The organism is Pseudomonas weihenstephanensis (assembly GCF_001043055.1).
Lineage (GTDB): Bacteria > Pseudomonadota > Gammaproteobacteria > Pseudomonadales > Pseudomonadaceae > Aquipseudomonas > Aquipseudomonas weihenstephanensis.
On the sequence record NZ_JYLF01000002.1, the window covers coordinates 239,266 to 257,562 of the forward strand.

General features: G+C 57.8%; 18 protein-coding genes and 1 pseudogene. 12 read left to right on the forward strand and 7 right to left on the reverse strand.

Features of this window, described 5'->3' with window-relative positions; translation table 11 throughout:
- Positions 1 to 48: 48 nt before the first annotated feature.
- On the reverse strand, positions 49 to 495 hold the full coding sequence (locus TU86_RS05290; protein ID WP_048363250.1) for a DMT family transporter: 447 nt from the start codon (positions 493 to 495) through the stop codon (positions 49 to 51).
- Between the two features lie 201 nt (positions 496 to 696).
- Here TU86_RS05290 and moaC point away from each other — a divergent pair, with 201 nt between their 5' ends.
- From moaC to TU86_RS23180, 4 genes and pseudogenes are all read left to right on the forward strand, one after another.
- Complete coding sequence (gene moaC, locus TU86_RS05295; RefSeq protein WP_048363251.1) at positions 697 to 1,170, forward strand: cyclic pyranopterin monophosphate synthase MoaC; 474 nt, start codon at positions 697 to 699, stop codon at positions 1,168 to 1,170.
- Positions 1,167 to 1,409, forward strand: a complete 243-nt coding sequence (gene moaD, locus TU86_RS05300) for a molybdopterin converting factor subunit 1 (protein WP_048363252.1) — start codon at positions 1,167 to 1,169, stop codon at positions 1,407 to 1,409. Before moaC ends, moaD begins: the two co-directional genes overlap by 4 nt.
- A 5-nt stretch (positions 1,410 to 1,414) precedes the next feature.
- Positions 1,415 to 1,864: a molybdopterin synthase catalytic subunit MoaE gene (gene moaE, locus TU86_RS05305; protein WP_048363690.1), complete on the forward strand. Its 450-nt coding sequence runs from the start codon at positions 1,415 to 1,417 to the stop codon at positions 1,862 to 1,864.
- Between the two features lie 241 nt (positions 1,865 to 2,105).
- Positions 2,106 to 2,321, forward strand: a pseudogene (locus tag TU86_RS23180) (hypothetical protein); the annotation flags it as partial.
- Positions 2,322 to 2,511: 190 nt separating this feature from the next.
- Here TU86_RS23180 and rhlB read toward each other — a convergent pair.
- Both rhlB and TU86_RS05315 read right to left on the reverse strand, forming a co-directional pair.
- Positions 2,512 to 4,002 carry an ATP-dependent RNA helicase RhlB gene (gene rhlB, locus TU86_RS05310; RefSeq protein WP_048363253.1) on the reverse strand — a complete coding sequence of 497 codons (1,491 nt, stop codon included), beginning with the start codon at positions 4,000 to 4,002 and terminating at the stop codon, positions 2,512 to 2,514.
- Between the two features lie 84 nt (positions 4,003 to 4,086).
- Positions 4,087 to 4,743, reverse strand: a complete 657-nt coding sequence (locus TU86_RS05315; RefSeq protein ID WP_048363254.1) for an alpha/beta hydrolase — start codon at positions 4,741 to 4,743, stop codon at positions 4,087 to 4,089.
- A 419-nt stretch (positions 4,744 to 5,162) separates the two neighbouring features.
- On the opposite strand from TU86_RS05315, the gene TU86_RS05320 reads away from it, so the two are divergent.
- The 7 genes from TU86_RS05320 to TU86_RS05350 all read left to right on the forward strand — a co-directional run bounded on the left by TU86_RS05320 (position 5,163) and on the right by TU86_RS05350 (position 11,882).
- Positions 5,163 to 6,191, forward strand: coding sequence for an amino acid ABC transporter substrate-binding protein (locus TU86_RS05320; protein WP_048363255.1), 1,029 nt, complete (start codon positions 5,163 to 5,165; stop codon positions 6,189 to 6,191).
- A gap of 68 nt (positions 6,192 to 6,259) precedes the next feature.
- Positions 6,260 to 7,441, forward strand: a complete 1,182-nt coding sequence (locus TU86_RS05325; protein WP_048363256.1) for an amino acid ABC transporter permease — start codon at positions 6,260 to 6,262, stop codon at positions 7,439 to 7,441.
- 10 nt (positions 7,442 to 7,451) lie between these two features.
- Positions 7,452 to 8,549: an amino acid ABC transporter permease gene (locus TU86_RS05330; protein ID WP_048363257.1), complete on the forward strand. Its 1,098-nt coding sequence runs from the start codon at positions 7,452 to 7,454 to the stop codon at positions 8,547 to 8,549.
- Positions 8,550 to 8,561: 12 nt separating this feature from the next.
- Positions 8,562 to 9,326, forward strand: coding sequence for an amino acid ABC transporter ATP-binding protein (locus TU86_RS05335; RefSeq protein WP_048363258.1), 765 nt, complete (start codon positions 8,562 to 8,564; stop codon positions 9,324 to 9,326).
- Between the two features lie 392 nt (positions 9,327 to 9,718).
- Positions 9,719 to 11,038 (forward strand): CynX/NimT family MFS transporter, encoded by a 1,320-nt coding sequence (locus tag TU86_RS05340; RefSeq protein WP_082152864.1) that lies wholly within the window; start codon positions 9,719 to 9,721, stop codon positions 11,036 to 11,038.
- 65 nt (positions 11,039 to 11,103) lie between these two features.
- Positions 11,104 to 11,574, forward strand: a complete 471-nt coding sequence (locus tag TU86_RS05345; protein ID WP_048363260.1) for a nuclear transport factor 2 family protein — start codon at positions 11,104 to 11,106, stop codon at positions 11,572 to 11,574.
- Positions 11,499 to 11,882: a GIY-YIG nuclease family protein gene (locus tag TU86_RS05350; RefSeq protein ID WP_238936304.1), complete on the forward strand. Its 384-nt coding sequence runs from the start codon at positions 11,499 to 11,501 to the stop codon at positions 11,880 to 11,882. Before TU86_RS05345 ends, TU86_RS05350 begins: the two co-directional genes overlap by 76 nt.
- A 45-nt stretch (positions 11,883 to 11,927) precedes the next feature.
- Here TU86_RS05350 and TU86_RS05355 read toward each other — a convergent pair whose 3' ends face one another.
- Positions 11,928 to 12,278 carry a glutaredoxin family protein gene (locus tag TU86_RS05355; RefSeq protein WP_048363262.1) on the reverse strand — a complete coding sequence of 117 codons (351 nt, stop codon included), beginning with the start codon at positions 12,276 to 12,278 and terminating at the stop codon, positions 11,928 to 11,930.
- Entirely contained in the window at positions 12,278 to 13,282 is a 1,005-nt protein-coding gene (gene yejK / locus TU86_RS05360; RefSeq protein WP_048363263.1) for a nucleoid-associated protein YejK, read from the reverse strand. Before yejK ends, TU86_RS05355 begins: the two co-directional genes overlap by 1 nt.
- 398 nt (positions 13,283 to 13,680) lie before the next feature.
- On the opposite strand from yejK, the gene TU86_RS05365 reads away from it, so the two are divergent.
- On the forward strand, positions 13,681 to 13,962 hold the full coding sequence (locus TU86_RS05365; RefSeq protein WP_003440137.1) for an HU family DNA-binding protein: 282 nt from the start codon (positions 13,681 to 13,683) through the stop codon (positions 13,960 to 13,962).
- A gap of 281 nt (positions 13,963 to 14,243) precedes the next feature.
- On the opposite strand, the gene rlmF is transcribed toward TU86_RS05365, so the two are convergent.
- The gene (rlmF, locus tag TU86_RS05370) at positions 14,244 to 15,260 is read right to left on the reverse strand and encodes a 23S rRNA (adenine(1618)-N(6))-methyltransferase RlmF (RefSeq protein ID WP_048363264.1); all 1,017 of its coding nucleotides are present in this window, start codon (positions 15,258 to 15,260) and stop codon (positions 14,244 to 14,246) included.
- 147 nt (positions 15,261 to 15,407) lie between these two features.
- Positions 15,408 to 18,254, reverse strand: a complete 2,847-nt coding sequence (locus TU86_RS05375) for a valine--tRNA ligase (protein WP_048363265.1) — start codon at positions 18,252 to 18,254, stop codon at positions 15,408 to 15,410.
- Between the last annotated feature and the right edge of the window lie 43 nt (positions 18,255 to 18,297).

Below are 18,297 nucleotides of genomic sequence, written 5' to 3' on the forward strand. Positions count from 1 at the left end.
GCAATAACCCTGCTCCGGGTCTACAGGTGCACGTCTGGATATTCAACGTTAACTGCGCACGGCAATAAGAAAGCCGGCCAGTACGACACTCACGCCAATGATTTTTTGTACATTGATCGCTTGTTTAGGCAGCCCGACCAAACCGAAATAATCGATCAGTAGCGAGATGGTCAGTTGGCCGACAATCACCGCCATGATGAAGTTGAGAGCCCCCAGGCGTGGCACCAGAATGAGGGCGGCGGTGATATATAAAACCCCGGCAACGCCACCAAACCAAATCCACCAGGGACCGTCTTGCAACGCCGTCAGGTTTGGACGAGGCACTTTAAATATCAGCATGACCAGCATAATGGCCACGCCACTGACCAGCAGTGAAACGGCCGTGGCCCACAGCGGATGACCTAATAAAACGCCCAGTTTGGCGTTAGTGCCCGCTTGTAAAGGCACGGCAAAACCTGCCAGTAAACTTAAAACAATAGAAACAAATAAGCTCATGGGCGGGGGTGTCCTTTTTTTTAATCTTTTACGGGGAATGTAAAAACAGGGCCAATTCTTTGTTCTAATACGCGATATTCGCGCGCTGGATTGCCGTGCTGTAGCCCTTTGGGCATAAGGCGTGTGAGGCCACTGGCTGATCGGACGTGCGCTTGATTAACCCAGAGGTTTACAATCGGCGCACTTGAATGGAGTAACCCTGTGCTGACTCATTTAGATTCTCAAGGCCGCGCCAACATGGTTGATGTCACCGACAAAGCGGTAACAGCCCGTGAGGCCGTGGCACAAGCCGTTGTACGAATGCGTGCTGAGACGCTGGACATGATCGTCAGTGGTGGGCACCCCAAAGGGGATGTATTTGCCGTTGCGCGGATAGCGGGCATTCAGGCAGCGAAAAAAACCTCCGATTTGATTCCCTTGTGCCATCCGTTGATGCTCACGAGCGTCAAGGTTGAACTCAGCGCTCACGGCACTGACGCGGTACTCGTGGTGGCGCGTTGCAAACTCGCCGGGCAAACCGGCGTCGAGATGGAAGCGCTGACCGCAGCCAGCGTTGCCGCGTTGACGATTTATGACATGTGCAAAGCGGTCGACCGCGGCATGACCATCGAAAGCGTGCGCGTGCTGGAGAAACTCGGCGGCAAGAGCGGGCATTTCACGGCGGATGTGTTATGACAATTGCGGTCAAGTATTTCGCTCGCTACCGCGAAGCCTTGGGGTGCGATCACGAGGAGGTTGAGGGCGACTTTGCAACGATTGAAGCACTGCGATTGTGTCTGGTGCAGCGCGGCGGTTATCAGGTTCTGACGGAGGCTAATCTGATGTGCGCGCGTAACGAAGAGTTGTGCAAACTTGATGAGCCGCTAGTCAATGGCGATGAGGTAGCTTTTTTTCCGCCAGTGACGGGGGGCTGATGCACATGACCCTTCGAGTTCAGGCAGCGGCCTTTGACCCGGGCGTTGAAGTGAATGCCATGCATGCTGCCAACGCGGGTGTAGGCGCTGTGGTGAGCTTTGTCGGGTACGTGCGCGACTTCAATGACGGGCGCGACGTGGCGGGTATGTTTTTGGAGCATTACCCTGGCATGACCGAAAAAGCGCTGGGCAAGATTGTCGTCGAAGCTCAACAACGGTGGCCGCTGCTCAAACTCCACGTGTTGCATCGGGTTGGGGCGCTGGAACCGGGCGAACCCATTGTGTTTGTCGGGGTGGCCAGCGCTCATCGCCAAGCGGCGTTCGACGCGTGTGCGTTTGTGATGGACTACCTCAAAACCCGCGCACCCTTCTGGAAAAAAGAACACACCGCTGACGGCCCGCGTTGGGTAGAAGGGCGGGCTAGCGATCAGGCCGCAGCGGATCGCTGGGCGTAACGTCAAACCCGCGCGATCATTAAATCGATCCGTTTCTTCTAAAAGTTTCAGAATCCTTCTATGCGTAATGACTGAGCTTATCCATGAGCGTTGCTCTCGGTCTCAGAGCAAACCGGGGGGGCTCACGCTTGCGCGTAATCCGAGTCAGCAATACCTTGGCGCTTACGTTGCCTATAGGCGTAAAAACGAAGTTTATTTGGATGTTGGAACATACGCCGTAGGCTCGGTGGTAATGAGTTTGCGGCCGAAAGGCTGGCCGATGGCGTTGCTGTGGGAGGGTTTTTTCGGGTTATTTATTTTCAATATCGTGCTGATCATTGCTTTGCAGCGCTGGAAGTTAAACCCACCGCCTGATTTGACCTAGCCCGACATCATTGAATGGTCGAAACCATTACCCCCCCAGCAATGGGCCAAACGTTCGCCTGAGCTTGAAGCCGCGATAGCTCAGCGCGAAGCGGAGCTGGCAGCGCAGAAGAACCTGTGGCCGCTGACGAGTAATGCGAGGCTGCGCCCGGGCGCGCAGCGCTCGCTAAACCCTTCAATGCGGTGCTTGAGATGCACTGCAATCATCGGGTTTATGATCACTTCGCAATCGAAAGTTGCCTTCGGCCACGGTTACACAACCTCGGCAATTTTCCGTGGAGCGATCAGGCCGTTTCGCTCGGATCGTGAGGTTTACGTACGGCCCGCACCACGGGGCGCAGCAGTTCGGTCGGCGGGGTTTCGCAACTGATTTTGCGGCCCAGCTTGGTTTCGATTGCGGGCAATTGGTACGAGTCGTCTTCACCGGCAAAGCTGATGGACACGCCGTCAGCGCCCGCGCGGCCCGTGCGGCCAATGCGGTGCACGTAATCGTCCGGAACCTCCGGCAGGGTGAAGTTGATCACATGGCTGATGCCGTCGATGTGAATCCCGCGCCCGGCCACGTCGGTGGCAACCAAGACGCGGACTTTTCCTTCGCGGAAGTTTTCCAGGGTCTTGATGCGTTTGTGTTGCGGTACATCGCCCGACAGTTGTGCGGCGTTTATACCGTCGCGTACCAGGCGTTCTTCGATGCGGCGCACTTCGTCTTTACGGTTGGCAAAAACGATGACCCGCTCCCAACCGTTGTCGTTGACCAGGTTGAACAACAATTTGTATTTGTCAGCACCGGCCACGGCGTAGACATGTTGCTCGACACGGTCGCTGGCGACGTTTTCGGCTTCGATTTCAACAATGGCCGGGTCGGTGGTCCATTGTTTGGCAAGGTTCATCACGTCTTCGGTGAAGGTCGCGGAAAACAGCAGCGTCTGGCGTTCGGCTTTCGGGGGTGTCTGGCGAATGATCTGACGTACTTGCGGGATGAAACCCATGTCCAGCATGCGGTCAGCTTCGTCGAGCACCATCACTTCGATCATGTCCAGGTGCACTTCACCGCGCTGGTTGAAGTCCAGCAGGCGGCCCGGTGTGGCCACCAGAATGTCGCAATGGCGGGCTTCGAGTTGCTTGAGTTGCTTGTCGAAGTCCATCCCGCCAACGAAGGTCATGACGTTGAGGTCGGTGTATTTGGTCAGGTCGGCGGCGTCTTTGGCGATTTGCACCACCAGCTCGCGGGTCGGCGCGATGATCAGTGCACGCGGCTCGCCCATGTAACGCTCTTTGGGCGGCGGGGTTTGCGTCAGTTGGCTGATGATCGAGATCAAGAACGCCGCCGTTTTGCCGGTGCCGGTTTGTGCGCGACCAATCGCGTCACGGCCGCTCAGGGTGTAACCCAATACGCCTGCCTGAATCGGCGTGCAGTACGGGAAACCCAAATCTTGAATGGCGTGCATCAGTTCAGGTGCGAGCTTGAAGTCGTGGAAACGGGTTTTGCCTGCTTGCGGCTCAACCGCAAAGTCTTCGAGTTTCCAGGGAATGACCGGTGGCTTGGGTGCCGCCTCGCGCCGCGGTTTGGCAATTTTTGGTTTTTCGCTGCGCGTGGGTGGCTCAACAGGCTGGGCGTCGGGTGTGTTCACCGAGGCTTGAGCGGGAGCAGGGTGGCCAGGCTGTTGCGCGTCGGTTCGCGGGCTGGGGCTGCTGGAAGGAGGTGTGCAAGCTGGCGCGAGCGGCTCAGCCTCGCTTTTACCGAATATTTTTTTGAGTGCTTTGAGCACGGTCATCTCATCAGTTGGTTAAGGAGTGTACGCCGGGCAGTGTAATGCAAGTCGCGTGCTCGGCGTAGTGAACGACTGGATGTTTAGGATTTAACCCAAGCGAGCGGCGAGCCATTCACCGATGTCACGGATTTCTTCGGGTAACACTTCGTGACCCATTGGGTATTCCTGCCATGCAACGGTGACGCCACGTGTTTTCAGGTGTTCATACGCCGTACGCCCCATGGCGTTTTGGACTACATCATCGTACTGCCCGTGCAGGCACAAGGCCGGAATACGTTGCTGGCTGGCGGACAGTTCCAGTTCATCACTGAAGGTCGGTGCATAAGTAGAGAGGGCAATTACGCCACCCAATGCGCCTTGCCATTTCAGATAGGCGGTGTGAAACACCACCGCACCGCCTTGAGAGAAGCCCGCCAGAACAATGCGGTTGGCATCAATGCCCGAGGCTTTCTGCGCTTCGATCAAACCGATCACGGTATCGGCGGACTCATTGAGCTCATCTTCACTGATCGAGCGGGCGGGACTCATGGCCTTGATGTCGTACCAACTGGGCATGGCATAACCGCCATTGATCGTGACTGCACGTGTGGGTGCCTGCGGCAAAACAAAACGTGTGCTTAGCAACTGTTCTTGCAACGCCTCAGCCACTGGCAAGAAGTCATAACGGTCAGCGCCTAACCCGTGAAGCCAGATAACGCAGGCGTCTGCGGGCTTTTGCGGCTCGATTGTCAAAGGGGTGTGCATGGCTGCTCCATCGTTGTGCGTGCGCGCAGTTCGGGTGCGCGGCTACGGTGCGTGATCGTTTAACGTTTGACGAAAATGTGTACTGCTTGAACGTTTTTTCTGAAATAGGAGGGCGAAATCACTGAGGCCGCCAGTGTGGTACGCGCTTTGCTATGTGGTCTGGGCGCTTGTGCGTTCCCTCCGGCGGTAACACTAACAGGCAACTGCCGACGGGGGGATAGCAAAAAACCTGAGGGTGAAGTTAGACAAGGAATTCAACAGCTCACGTGAGCGCTTCAGTTTGACGGTTTGTGCGATGCATCCATCGCCCAAGACTTAAGCCGCTTGACCTCATAAAAAAGCCAACGCGGGTCAACAGCGCCTCACAAGGGGGCGGCGGGTCTTGTTCAAACACAACAAAAGCAGCACTGGAGGTTTGAATGAAGCAGTTGAAATCCACCTTGGCCCTGGCCACCGCAGTGGTAGTACTGAGCGTCAGTGGTTTTGCTCATGCGGGGGCGACGTTGGACAGCGTCAAGAAGAAAGGCTTTGTGCAATGTGGCGTGAGCGATGGTTTGCCCGGTTTTTCGGTACCGGATGCCTCGGGCAAGATTTTGGGGATCGATGCGGATGTGTGCCGCGCGGTGGCTGCTGCGGTGTTTGGGGATGCCACCAAAGTCAAATTCAGCCAGTTGAACGCCAAGGAGCGTTTCACTGCCTTGCAATCGGGTGAAGTGGATGTGCTCTCGCGTAACACCACCTGGACCAGTTCCCGTGATGCGGGGATGGGCATGGTGTTTGCCGGTGTGACGTATTACGACGGCGTCGGCTTTTTGGTGAACAACAAACTGGGCGTAAAAAGTGCCAAAGAGCTGGATGGCGCAACCATCTGCATTCAGGCAGGTACTACCACCGAGCTGAACGTTTCGGACTACTTCCGCGCCAATAACCTCAAATACACGCCGATCACTTTCGATACCTCAGATGAAAGCGCCAAGTCGCTGGAAAGCGGGCGCTGTGACGTGCTGACCTCTGACAAATCACAGCTTTACGCCCAGCGCAGCAAGCTAGCCAGCCCGAACGACTACGTGGTGTTGCCCGAAACCATTTCCAAAGAACCGCTGGGCCCTGTGGTGCGCAAAGGCGATGAGGACTGGTTCAGCATTGTGAAATGGACCCTGTTCGCCATGCTTAACGCTGAAGAAGCGGGCGTGACCTCGAAAAATGTCAAAGAAGAAGCCAAATCGACCAAGAACCCGGACGTTGCCCGCTTGCTGGGTGCTGATGGTGAATACGGCAAAGACTTGAAGCTGCCCAAAGACTGGGTGGTGCAGATCGTCAGCCAGGTCGGCAACTACGGCGAAGTCTTCGAGAAAAACCTCGGCAAGAGCACTCCGCTGGCCATTGACCGCGGGCTGAATGCCCTGTGGAACAACGGCGGCATCCAATACGCACCGCCTGTGCGCTGATAGCCCTGTCACCCGGCAGGCCAACTGCCGGGTGATGGTGTTTTGATCCATTTCTGTTGGGGCACTTCATGCAGACAAAAGTCAGCGCACCCAAGCCGAGGCTCAGTCTCAGCGATCCACGTGTGCGTGCGTGGTTATTTCAGATCATCACCGTTGGGTTGGTGGTCTTCATGGGCTGGTACTTGTTCAACAACACCCAGACCAACTTACAGCACCGGGGGATTACCTCGGGCTTTGACTTTCTGGAACGCAGTGCCGGGTTTGGCATTGCGCAACATTTGATTGATTACACCGAGTCCGACAGTTACGCCCGGGTCTTTGTGATCGGCCTGCTCAACACCTTGCTGGTGTCGGTGATTGGCGTGGTGCTGGCAACGATTCTGGGTTTCATCATCGGTATCGCGCGTTTGTCGCCGAACTGGATGATCAACAAGCTGGCAACCGTGTACGTTGAAGTGTTTCGCAACATTCCGCCGTTGCTGCAAATCCTGTTCTGGTACTTCGCGGTCTTTTTGACCATGCCGTTGCCGCGTAATAGCCACCATTTTGCCGACATGTTCTACATGAGCAGCCGTGGGCTGAATATGCCGGCCGCGATTGGCACCCAGGCGTTCTGGCCGTTTGTGGCCAGCGTGGTGCTGGCGGTGATCGCGGTGGTGTGGATGGTGCGATGGGCTAACCAGCGCTTCGAAAACACCGGCGTGCCGTTTCATAAGTTCTGGGTCGGGTTGGCGCTACTGCTGGTGATACCAGGATTGTGTGTGCTGATGGTTGGCACTCCTGTGCACTGGGAAATGCCGCAGCTCAAGGGCTTTAACTTTGTCGGCGGCTGGGTACTGATTCCCGAGTTGCTGGCGCTGACCATTGCCTTGACGGTGTACACCGCTGCTTTTATCGCCGAGATCGTGCGTTCGGGGATCAAATCGGTCAGTCATGGCCAGACCGAAGCAGCGCGCTCATTGGGCCTCAGACCTGGGCCGACGTTGCGTAAAGTGATCATTCCGCAAGCACTGCGCGTGATCATTCCGCCGCTGACCAGCCAATACCTCAATCTGGTGAAAAACTCGTCGCTGGCGGCGGGCATCGGCTACCCGGAAATGGTCTCGCTGTTTGCCGGTACGGTGCTGAACCAGACCGGGCAAGCGATTGAGGTCATCGCCATCACCATGAGCGTTTACCTGGCAATCAGCATCTGCATTTCGCTGCTCATGAATGTGTACAACACGCGCATCGCGCTGATTGAACGGTGAGGACGCGCTTATGACCACTCATGTTTTTAAACCCGACATGCCGCCGCCGGGCAATCGCATCGGCATCGTGGCCTGGGCTCGGGCCAACCTGTTTTCCAGTGGGCTCAATACGCTACTGACGTTGTTCGCCTTTTATCTGATTTGGCTGATCGTGCCCCCGCTGCTGAGCTGGACGGTCTTTGACGCCAATTGGGTCGGGACGACGCGTGCCGATTGCACCAAAGACGGCGCGTGCTGGGTGTTTATCCAGCAGCGATTCGGCCAGTTCATGTACGGCTATTACCCGCAGGCGTTGCGCTGGCGCGTGGATGTGACGGTGTGGCTGGCCGTGATCGGTGCCGCGCCGCTGTTTATCTCGCGCTTCAAACACAAGGCCGTGTACGGGCTGAGCTTTTTGGTGGTGTACCCGGTTTTGGCCTACAGCCTGCTGCATGGCGGTTATTGGGGGCTGAGCAACGTGGCCACCAGTCAGTGGGGCGGGTTGATGCTGACCTTGGTGATTGCCACGGTGGGTATCGCGGGCGCACTGCCGTTGGGCATTTTGCTGGCGCTGGGGCGACGCTCGGACATGCCGGCCATTCGCGTGGTGTGCGTGACCTTTATCGAGTTCTGGCGCGGGGTGCCGCTGATCACGGTGTTGTTCATGTCCTCGGTGATGCTGCCGCTGTTTCTGCCAGAGGGCATGAACTTCGACAAGCTGCTGCGGGCGTTGATCGGGGTCATTTTGTTCCAGTCGGCGTATGTGGCCGAAGTGGTGCGCGGCGGGTTGCAGGCCATCCCCAAAGGCCAGTACGAAGCGGCCGATGCGATGGGGCTGGGCTACTGGCGCAGCATGGGGCTGGTGATCTTGCCGCAAGCCTTGAAGCTGGTGATCCCCGGCATCGTTAACACCTTTATTGCCCTGTTCAAAGACACAAGCCTGGTGATCATCATCGGCCTGTTCGACTTGCTCAACAGCGTCAAACAAGCGGCCGCCGACCCCAACTGGTTGGGCATGGCGACCGAAGGTTATGTGTTTGCGGCGTTGGTGTTCTGGATTTTCTGTTTTGGTATGTCCCGCTACTCCATGCATTTGGAGCGCAAGCTGGACACGGGCCACAAGCGCTAGGAGTTGTGTGACATGAGTGAAGCCATCAAAAAAACGGCCAGCGCTGAAGGCATTATTCAGATGCTGGGTGTGAACAAGTGGTACGGCCAGTTCCACGTGCTCAAAGATATCAACCTCAACGTGCAACCGGGTGAGCGGATTGTATTGTGCGGCCCGTCTGGCTCGGGCAAATCCACCACGATTCGCTGCCTCAATCGCCTTGAAGAGCATCAGCAGGGTCGCATTGTGGTAGACGGTGTCGAGCTGACCAACGACCTCAAGCAGATCGAAACCGTGCGCCGGGAAGTGGGCATGGTGTTTCAGCATTTCAACTTGTTCCCGCACCTGACCATTTTGCAAAACTGCACCCTGGCGCCGATGTGGGTACGCAAAATGCCCAAGCGCCAGGCCGAAGAAATCGCCATGCATTACCTGGAGCGAGTGCGTATCCCCGAGCAGGCGCACAAGTATCCGGGGCAGTTGTCAGGAGGTCAGCAACAGCGGGTAGCGATTGCCAGGGCGCTGTGTATGAAGCCCAAGATCATGCTGTTCGACGAACCGACCTCAGCGCTTGACCCGGAAATGGTCAAGGAAGTGCTCGATACCATGATTGGCTTGGCCGAGGACGGCATGACGATGCTCTGCGTGACCCATGAAATGGGCTTTGCCCGCACGGTGGCGAATCGGGTGATCTTCATGGACAAAGGTGAAATCGTTGAGCAGGCAGCGCCGAACGACTTCTTCGACAACCCGCAAAACGACCGGACCAAACTGTTTTTGAACCAAATCCTGCATTAATCCAACCCCTCTGTGCAGGCGCAGGCTGCGAGCTTTTGATCGGGTAAAACGGTTATAAAGCGCGCAGCTGGCGCCAGCTACTGCGTATATGTGGATTGCCCCCTACGCCGTCGTCTGGCTAAGATGTCCGAAAATTCACCCTGTGATTGGATGAAAGGGCGGAACACGTGACAGACGAATCCCCCTGATAAAGCATGCTCGGGTTGACCCCGCCCGCGTTTTATCGGCGCTGCATACTTCCCTGCACCTTGCGCACCGTCTTCAGCCTAGTGCGTAAACCCTTGCTACACATCCGTGTCGCCAATCGATGCTTGACCTGCGCATCGATCACTGGAAGGCCGCGGAACAACAAGACCCACAACGGGCGATGGCGCTGTGCCGGACGTTGATCAATGAACCCTGAACCGGAGAAGGCCATGACCCGCCCCCCGTCCCCTGTTAACGACAGCGTAGATCCTGTGCGTCATCTGGATGAGCTGGATGAACTGCTGATTGACGCCGAGGCGGACGATGAAGCCGTTCAGCAAATGCCGCCCGTGGTGGTGCGTGCGTGGTTATTGCTGTTGGGCATGGTGCTGGTGGCCTTGAACCTGCGTCCGGCGTTGTCGAGCATGGCGCCGTTGTTGGGCGAAGTGTCCGAGTACTTGGGGTTGTCAGCCGCCCAGGCGGGCTTGCTGACGACCTTGCCGGTGCTCTGTCTGGGGTTGTTTGCGCCGCTGGCACCGATTCTGGCCCGCCGTTTTGGTACTGAGCGTGTGGTGCTGGGCATTTTACTGGTACTGGGCGCTGGCATCGTATTGCGCAGTTATCTGGGGGAGACCGGGCTGTTTGCCGGTAGCATTTTGGCCGGTGCCAGCATTGGCGTTATTGGCGTGTTGCTGCCAGGCATTATAAAGCGCGATTTTGCCGGGCATGCCGGCACCATGACCGGTGTCTACACCATGGCCTTGTGCCTGGGCGCTGCGTTAGCCGCCGGGGCAACCGTGCCGTTGAGCCATTACTTCGATGGCAGTTGGCAATTGGGCTTGGGCTTTTGGGCCTTACCCGCCGTCATTGCAGCGATTTTCTGGTTACCGCAGGCCGGTAAACGCAATGGCGCCCACAACGTCGCCTATCGGGTACGCGGTTTGCTGCGTGATCCGCTGGCCTGGCAAGTCACGCTGTACATGGGCCTGCAATCGTCGTTGTCGTACATCGTGTTTGGCTGGCTGCCTTCGATCCTGATCGGGCGTGGCCTGACGCCGACTCAAGCGGGGCTGGTGATGTCGGGCTCGGTAATCGTGCAATTGGTTACGGCGCTGACTGCGCCCTGGCTGGCCACGCGGGGCAAGGATCAGCGCTTGGCCATTGTGCTGGTGATGAGCATGACGTTGGCAGGGTTGTTCGGCTGCCTGTATGCACCGCTGGACGGTTTGTGGGGGTGGGCGATTGTGCTGGGGTTGGGGCAGGGCGGCACCTTCAGTCTGGCGCTGACCCTTATCGTGCTGCGCTCACGGGACGCGCATGTGGCCGCCAACTTGTCAGGCATGGCGCAAGGCATCGGTTATACCGTGGCGTCCATGGGGCCGTTTGCGGTGGGTTTGGTCCATGAGCTGACAGGTGGCTGGAACGCGGTCGGCTGGATTTTTGCCGTGGTGGGCATCGGAGCCATCATTGCCGGGTTGGGCGCCGGGCGTGCGAAGTACGTGAATGTCGTCAGCGAGAAGGTCTGAGACCGTAGTGTTTCTGCTCATTGCAGATTATCGTGCTCAGATTCCAGCCCCGCACGGACCCTGCCATGAGCCAAGCCCACCACGCGTTGATTACCCGCTTCTACCAAGCCTTTCAGCAGCTTGACGCGCAAGCGATGGCCGCGTGTTACACCGATGACGTGCTGTTCAGTGATCCGGTATTTGGTCAGTTGCGGGGCCAGGATGTGGGTGACATGTGGCGCATGCTCACCTCGCGAGCCAAGGATTTTACGTTGACCTTCGATCAGGTTCAGGCCGACGCGCAGCGCGGCAGTGCACATTGGGTGGCCACTTACGTGTTCAGCCAGACCGGGGCAATTGTGGTGAACGACATTCAGGCGCGCTTCGTGTTTCGTGACGGCAAAATATGCGAACACCATGACCACTTCGACGTGTGGCGTTGGTCGCGTCAGGCGCTGGGCATTAAAGGTGTGTTGCTGGGATGGACGCCGCTGGTGAAAAACGCAATCCGGGCGCAAGCGAAACAAGGCCTCAAGGCCTTTCAGGCGCGTGGTTAAGGGTTGAAACAGTGACTGCGCCCGTTTTGACGAAACCCTGGTTTGTGTACTTGGTGCGGGCGGCTAACGGCGCGTTGTACTGCGGTATCAGTGATGATCCGGTCAAGCGTTTTGCCAAGCACCAAACGGGCAAAGGTGCGCGCTTTTTTGCCTCCAGCCCGGCGGTGGCCTTGGTCTATATCGAGCGCTGGCCCGATAAAGGCGAAGCGCTGCGCCAGGAACGGCTGATCAAAAAATTGCGCAAAAGCGCCAAGGAGTGCTTGGTGCAAAGCCAGGCAGCAGACCCCGACATCGCGCTTGCGCGATGAGGCTCAAGACGGTAGCGACAGGTTGTGTGGCGATCGGCGAGACGTTTATTTCAACGCGTGCAGGATCGCGTCGGGCTTGAAGTCGCGGATCAGCGTGCCGTTCACGTCTAGGATCGGAATCCCGCGCCCGCCCAATGCTTCATAGGCTTTGCGCGCAACGGGATCTTTCTCGATATCAAATTCTGAGTACGGGATGCCTTTCTGGTCGAGAAAGCGTCGTGTGGCTTTGCAGTAACCGCACCAGTCGGTGGCGTACAGCACGACGCGGGCGTTGGCCTGCGTGTGCTGTGAAACCACCCCGGAGGGGTTGAGCACGCGCTCGATCTTGCCCCAGTTCTGAAACACCACCACGACCACCAGCACAAACAGGACTTTTTTCAGGATCCCGTTAAACATTATTTGTTGCGCTTGAGCTGGTCGAGGAGCTGAGTCGGCAAGCCCTTGAGGATCAACGTACCGGCTTCTTCGTCGAATTCCACCTTGGACCCCAGCAGGTGCGCTTCAAAGCTGATCGACAGGCCCTCAGCACGGCCAGTGAAGCGGCGGAACTGGTTAAGGGTGCGTTTGTCAGCCGGGATTTCAGGTGACAGGCCGTAGTCTTTGTTGCGGATGTGATCGTAGAACGCTTTCGGGCGCTCTTCGTCGATCAGTTCGGACAGTTCGGCCAAGCCCATTGGCTCGCCGATTTTGGCCTGGCTGCTGGCGTAGTCGACCAGGGTTTTGGTTTTTTCACGGGCCGATTCTTCCGGCAGGTCTTCGCTTTCAACGAAGTCGCTGAAAGCTTTGAGCAGGGTACGGGTTTCGCCCGGGCCGTCGACACCCTCCTGGCAACCGATGAAGTCGCGGAAGTACTCCGACACCTTCTTGCCGTTTTTGCCTTTGATGAACGAAATGTACTGCTTGGACTGCTTATTGTTCTGCCACTCGGAAATATTGATCCGGGCTGCGAGGTGCAATTGGCCCAAGTCCAGATGGCGCGAGGGGGTCACGTCCAGCTCGGCGTTCACCGCCACGCCCTCGCTGTGGTGCAGCAAGGCAATGGCCAGATAATCGGTCATGCCTTGTTGGTAGTGCGCAAACAGCACATGGCCACCGGCCGAGAGGTTGGATTCCTCCATCAGCTTTTGCAGGTGCTCAACGGCGACGCGGCTGAACGCGGCGAAATCTGTGCCACCGTCCAGATACTCTTTGAGCCAGCCGCTAAACGGATGTGCGCCAGATTCAGCATGGAAAAACCCCCACGCTTTGCCTTGCTTGGCGTTATAGCTTTCGTTGAGGTCGGCGAGCATGTTCTCGATGGCCTGCGACTCGGCCAGTTCAGTGTCGCGGGCGTGGAGGACTGCGGGCGTACCGTCAGGTTTTTTCTCAATCAAGTGGACGATGCAATGACGGATCGGCATGGGCTTCTCGGCGAATAATGTGAGGGTTACGGGCGGGCCCCGCAAAAGCACCCAGTGTAACGCACCTGAGCGTCTGGGCAGCCTTTGCGCCGGGGTTTAGGGGGCGAGTGTGCGGCTGAAGGTGTTTTTTTACCGTTTTAACGCGATAAAGCAGACCAAATGGGCAGGTAGAGGCGGATATTTGGCCGTCTCTGTGCTAGTTTTGCCCCGTCTTGCGCCGGGTAACGGCGCAAAGCGCGGATTCAGCATGTGTCAGGTCGAACCAAACCCCGTTTTAGCACTCTACATCCGCGATTCGTCGTGAAAGCAAACGGGCGTGCCAGAGCCCAAATATCTGGCTCGATAGCTGACTTTGCACTCTGCAAACCAAATGAATTTGATAGGGAAGGAACATCTCAATGGCTATTACTAAAGACCAACTGATCGCTGATATCGCTGAAGCTATCGACGCGCCAAAAACTACCGCGCGTAACGCTCTGGACCAACTGGCTCAGATCGTTGCTGATCAATTGGAAAATGGCGGCGAAATCACTCTGCCAGGTATTGGCAAACTGAAAGTGACCGAGCGTCCTGCCCGCACTGGCCGTAACCCTTCGACTGGCGCTGCCATCGAAATCGCTGCCAAAAAAGTTATCAAGCTCGTTGTGGCCAAAGGCCTGACTGACGCTGTTAACAAGTAAGACTGCTGTAAAAAAGCCGCACCCGGGAGTGATCCCGGGCGCGGCTTTTTTGTGGGCGCTGTCTCGTCCTGAATAAGGTTTACACCTTCTGACCTATTTTCAGGACTAGACGCGCAAATCCTGTAGCCGCTGACGAGCTGCGCGAGGCTGCGTTCGAGTGCGCAGCGCTCGTAAAACCTGAGCCCGTAATCTAACGGGCAGACCGCAACTTAAGGTTTTGAGACGGCTGGGCCGTCGAACGCAGCTCGTCAGCGACTACGAGGTTTCGCGTACTCACACGATTACTTCCAGTTCTTTTCGCGCCACAGTTGCTGTTGATCTTTGTCATGGAACGTCCAGGCCACAAAGCGGCTTTGCTTGTTGCCCTGGGACATGTCCACGACCTGGCTTTCGCGTGCACCGGCCTTTTTCAGCGCGGTCTGGATTGCCGGCAGGTTGGAGGCTTTTGACACCAACACGCTGAACCACAGCACCTGACGGGCCACCTGCACGCTTTCGCGGATCAGTTGGCTGACAAAGCGCTGTTCGCCGCCTTCGCACCACAACTCGGCCGCCTGGCCACCAAAGTTCAGCACCGGCAATTTGCGTTTCGGATCGGCCTTGCCCAGTGCGCGCCATTTGCGCTCACTGCCGCGCGTGGCTTCGTCCAGCGAGGCGTGGAACGGCGGGTTGCACATGCTCAGGTCGAAGCGTTCGCTGCTGTCGAGTACATCCAGCAGGATTTTCTTCGGATCAGGTTGCAGGCGCAGGCTGATGGCTTTGTTCAGGCTGTTGGACTGCACGATCGCCTTGGCCGCTTTGACGGCGGTCGGGTCAACTTCGGTGCCCAGGAACTGCCAGCGGTATTCGCTGTGGCCGATCAAGGGGTAAACGCAGTTGGCGCCCATGCCGACATCCAGCACGCGAACGTTTTGCCCACGCGGGATCTGACCATCGTTCATGGTTGCCAGCAGGTCAGCCAGAAAGTGCACGTAGTCGGCGCGCCCCGGAACGGGCGGGCACAGGTAGTCAGCCGGGATGTCCCAGTGAGCAATACCGTAAAACGCTTTGAGCAGGGCGCGGTTGAACACACGCACAGCACTCGGGTTGGCGAAGTCGATGCTCTCTTTGCCGTACGGGTTGATGATGACGAACTCGGCAAGCTCGGGGCACACCGAAATCAGCTGCGGGAAGTCATAGCGGCCCTGATGGCGGTTGCGCGGGTGCAGGCTGGGCTTGACGCGCGGCTCGACCGGTTTGGCATCGCTGGCAGCCTTAGGCTTGTGGCGTGTGGCTTTGGAAGTGCGGGGGGTAGTCATGTTCAATTCATTCCACAAAAGCAATCGCGGGCAAGCCCTAAAACCGTGTAGGAGCAAGCTTGCTCGCGATGATCTTGATGACCATCGCGAGGCAAGCTCGCTCCTACACAAGAGTAGGTCTTGCCCGCGATCAGGTGCGCAGCTTAATTACAGGCTGGAAATCCGCGCGTGCTGTTCAGCCAATTTGCTCAAGGCTTGTTCGGCCTCGGCCAATTTGGCGCGTTCCTTGTCAATGACTTCGGCCGGCGCCTTGTCTACGAAGGCTGCGTTCGACAGTTTTGCGCCTACGCGGGCCACTTCGCCGTGCAAACGCTGGATTTCCTTGTCCAGTCGCGCCAGCTCTGCATCCTTGTCGATCAGACCGGCCATTGGCACCAGCACTTCCATTTCGCCTACCAGTGCGGTGGCGGACAGAGGGGCCTCGGCGCCGTCTTGCAGCACGGTGATCGCTTCGAGTTTAGCCAGCTTTTTGAGCAGTGCATCGTTCTCGCTCAGACGGCGCTGATCTTCGGCACCGACGTTTTTGAGGTACAGCTGCAAAGGCTTGCCTGGACCAATGTTCATTTCGCCGCGGATGTTGCGGATACCGAGCATCAGGCCCTTGAGCCATTCGATATCGTCTTCGGCGCCCTGGTCGATACGCGACTCGTTCGCCACCGGCCACGGTTGCAGCATGATGGTCTTGCCTTCAACACCGGCCAGTGGCGCGATGCGCTGCCAGATTTCTTCGGTGATGAATGGCATGAACGGGTGCGCCAGGCGCAGCGCGACTTCCAGCACGCGAACCAGCGTGCGGCGGGTGCCACGCTGACGTTCTGCGGGCGCATTCTCGTCCCACAGCACAGGCTTGGACAGCTCCAGGTACCAGTCGCAGTACTGGTTCCAGATGAACTCGTACAGGGCTTGCGCCGCGAGGTCGAAACGGAACTGGTCAAGATGACGGGTCACTTCGGCTTCGGTGCGTTGCAACTGCGAGATGATCCAGCGGTCGGCCAGCGACAGTTCGTAGGCTTCGCCGTTTTGGCCGCAGTCTTCGCCCTTGTCCAGCACGTAGCGGGCGGCGTTCCAGATCTTGTTGCAGAAGTTGCGATAGCCTTCAACGCGGCCCATGTCGAACTTGATGTCACGACCGGTGGAGGCCAGCGAGCAGAAGGTGAAGCGCAGGGCGTCGGTGCCGTAGCTGGCAATGCCGTCGGCGAATTCGTCGCGGGTCTGCTTTTCGATCTTCTTCAGCAGTTTTGGCTGCATCAGGCCGGTGGTGCGTTTGGCCACCAGGTCTTCGAGTTCGATGCCGTCGATGATGTCCAGCGGGTCCAGCACGTTGCCCTTGGACTTGGACATCTTCTGGCCCTGACCGTCACGTACCAGGCCGTGTACATACACGGTCTTGAACGGAACTTGCGGCGTGCCATCTTCGTTTTTCACCAAGTGCATGGTGAGCATGATCATCCGGGCAACCCAGAAGAAAATGATGTCGAAGCCCGTGACCAGCACGTCGGTGGAGTGGAAGGTTTTCAGCGCTTCGGTTTTTTCCGGCCAGCCCAGGGTGGAGAAGGTCCACAGGCCCGAGCTGAACCAGGTGTCGAGCACGTCGTTGTCCTGTTGCAGCGCAACGTCCGGCCCCAGGTTGTGCTTGGCGCGCACTTCGGCTTCGTCGCGGCCTACGTAAACCTTGCCCGACTCGTCGTACCAGGCCGGAATGCGGTGGCCCCACCACAGCTGACGGCTGATGCACCAGTCCTGGATGTCGCGCATCCAGGAGAAGTACATGTTTTCGTACTGTTTAGGCACGAACGCAATACGGCCATCTTCAACGGCTGCAATGGCAGGTTCTGCCAGTGGCTTGGTCGATACGTACCACTGGTCGGTCAGCCACGGCTCGATGATGGTGCCCGAACGGTCGCCTTTCGGCACTTTCAGGGCGTGATCGTCTACGCTGACCAGCAGACCGGCTTCGTCGAAGTCGGCAACGATTTTCTTGCGCGCTTCGAAGCGGTCCAGGCCGGCGTACTGGGCTGGCAGGGCGCCGTCGATGGTTTCGTTGAGCGTGCCGTCGAGGTTGAACACCTGAGCGGCTGGCAACACTTTTGCGTTTTTATCGAAGATGTTCAGCAGCGGCAGGTTGTGGCGCTTGCCGACTTCGTAGTCGTTGAAATCGTGGGCCGGGGTGATTTTCACGCAACCGGTGCCGAATTCTGGGTCGCAGTAGTCATCGGCGATGATCGGGATGCGGCGACCGACCAGTGGCAGCTCGACGAATTTACCGATCAGGGCCTTATAGCGTTCGTCTTCCGGGTTCACGGCGACGGCAGCGTCACCCAGCATGGTTTCGGGGCGGGTAGTCGCCACCACCAGGTAGTCCAGACCTTCAGCGGTTTTGGCACCGTCAGCCAGTGGGTAGCGCAGGTTCCACAGGAAACCTTTCTCGTCGTGGTTTTCCACTTCAAGGTCGGAAATCGCGGTGTGCAGCTTGGTGTCCCAGTTAACCAGACGCTTGCCACGGTAGATCAGGCCGTCTTCGTGCAGGCGTACGAAGGCTTCCTTCACGGCGTCGGACAGACCGTCGTCCATGGTGAAGCGCTCGCGGCTCCAGTCTACGGACGAGCCGAGGCGGCGGATCTGACGGCTGATGTTGCCACCGGACTGGTCTTTCCATTCCCAGATTTTGTCGAGGAATTTTTCGCGGCCCAGATCGTGGCGGTTCAGGCCTTGGGCTTCGATTTGGCGCTCGACCAGCATTTGGGTGGCGATACCCGCGTGGTCGGTGCCCGGCTGCCACAGGGTGTTGCGACCCTGCATGCGACGGAAACGGATCAGGGCGTCCATGATCGCGTTGTTAAAGCCGTGACCCATGTGCAGGCTGCCGGTGACGTTCGGCGGCGGAATCATGATGGTGTACGGGTCGCCCGCGCCTTGCGGGGCAAAATAGTTTTCTTCTTCCCAGGTTTTGTACCAGGAAGTTTCAATGGCGTGCGGCTGGTAGGTCTTATCCATGCGCGGCGGGACCCTATTGGCATTAATTCAGGAAAGCCGGCAA

Coding starts and splice junctions, on each gene's coding strand:
- TU86_RS05290 (WP_048363250.1), bottom strand. CDS start 495: ATGAGCTTATTTGTTTCTATTGTTTTAAGTTTACTGGCAGGTTTTGCC.
- moaD (WP_048363252.1), top strand. CDS start 1,167: ATGACAATTGCGGTCAAGTATTTCGCTCGCTACCGCGAAGCCTTGGGG.
- moaE (WP_048363690.1), top strand. CDS start 1,415: ATGACCCTTCGAGTTCAGGCAGCGGCCTTTGACCCGGGCGTTGAAGTG.
- rhlB (WP_048363253.1), bottom strand. CDS start 4,002: ATGACCGTGCTCAAAGCACTCAAAAAAATATTCGGTAAAAGCGAGGCT.
- TU86_RS05315 (WP_048363254.1), bottom strand. CDS start 4,743: ATGCACACCCCTTTGACAATCGAGCCGCAAAAGCCCGCAGACGCCTGC.
- TU86_RS05320 (WP_048363255.1), top strand. CDS start 5,163: ATGAAGCAGTTGAAATCCACCTTGGCCCTGGCCACCGCAGTGGTAGTA.
- TU86_RS05325 (WP_048363256.1), top strand. CDS start 6,260: ATGCAGACAAAAGTCAGCGCACCCAAGCCGAGGCTCAGTCTCAGCGAT.
- TU86_RS05330 (WP_048363257.1), top strand. CDS start 7,452: ATGACCACTCATGTTTTTAAACCCGACATGCCGCCGCCGGGCAATCGC.
- TU86_RS05335 (WP_048363258.1), top strand. CDS start 8,562: ATGAGTGAAGCCATCAAAAAAACGGCCAGCGCTGAAGGCATTATTCAG.
- TU86_RS05340 (WP_082152864.1), top strand. CDS start 9,719: ATGAACCCTGAACCGGAGAAGGCCATGACCCGCCCCCCGTCCCCTGTT.
- TU86_RS05345 (WP_048363260.1), top strand. CDS start 11,104: ATGAGCCAAGCCCACCACGCGTTGATTACCCGCTTCTACCAAGCCTTT.
- TU86_RS05350 (WP_238936304.1), top strand. CDS start 11,499: ATGGACGCCGCTGGTGAAAAACGCAATCCGGGCGCAAGCGAAACAAGG.
- TU86_RS05355 (WP_048363262.1), bottom strand. CDS start 12,278: ATGTTTAACGGGATCCTGAAAAAAGTCCTGTTTGTGCTGGTGGTCGTG.
- yejK (WP_048363263.1), bottom strand. CDS start 13,282: ATGCCGATCCGTCATTGCATCGTCCACTTGATTGAGAAAAAACCTGAC.
- TU86_RS05365 (WP_003440137.1), top strand. CDS start 13,681: ATGGCTATTACTAAAGACCAACTGATCGCTGATATCGCTGAAGCTATC.
- rlmF (WP_048363264.1), bottom strand. CDS start 15,260: ATGACTACCCCCCGCACTTCCAAAGCCACACGCCACAAGCCTAAGGCT.
- TU86_RS05375 (WP_048363265.1), bottom strand. CDS start 18,254: ATGGATAAGACCTACCAGCCGCACGCCATTGAAACTTCCTGGTACAAA.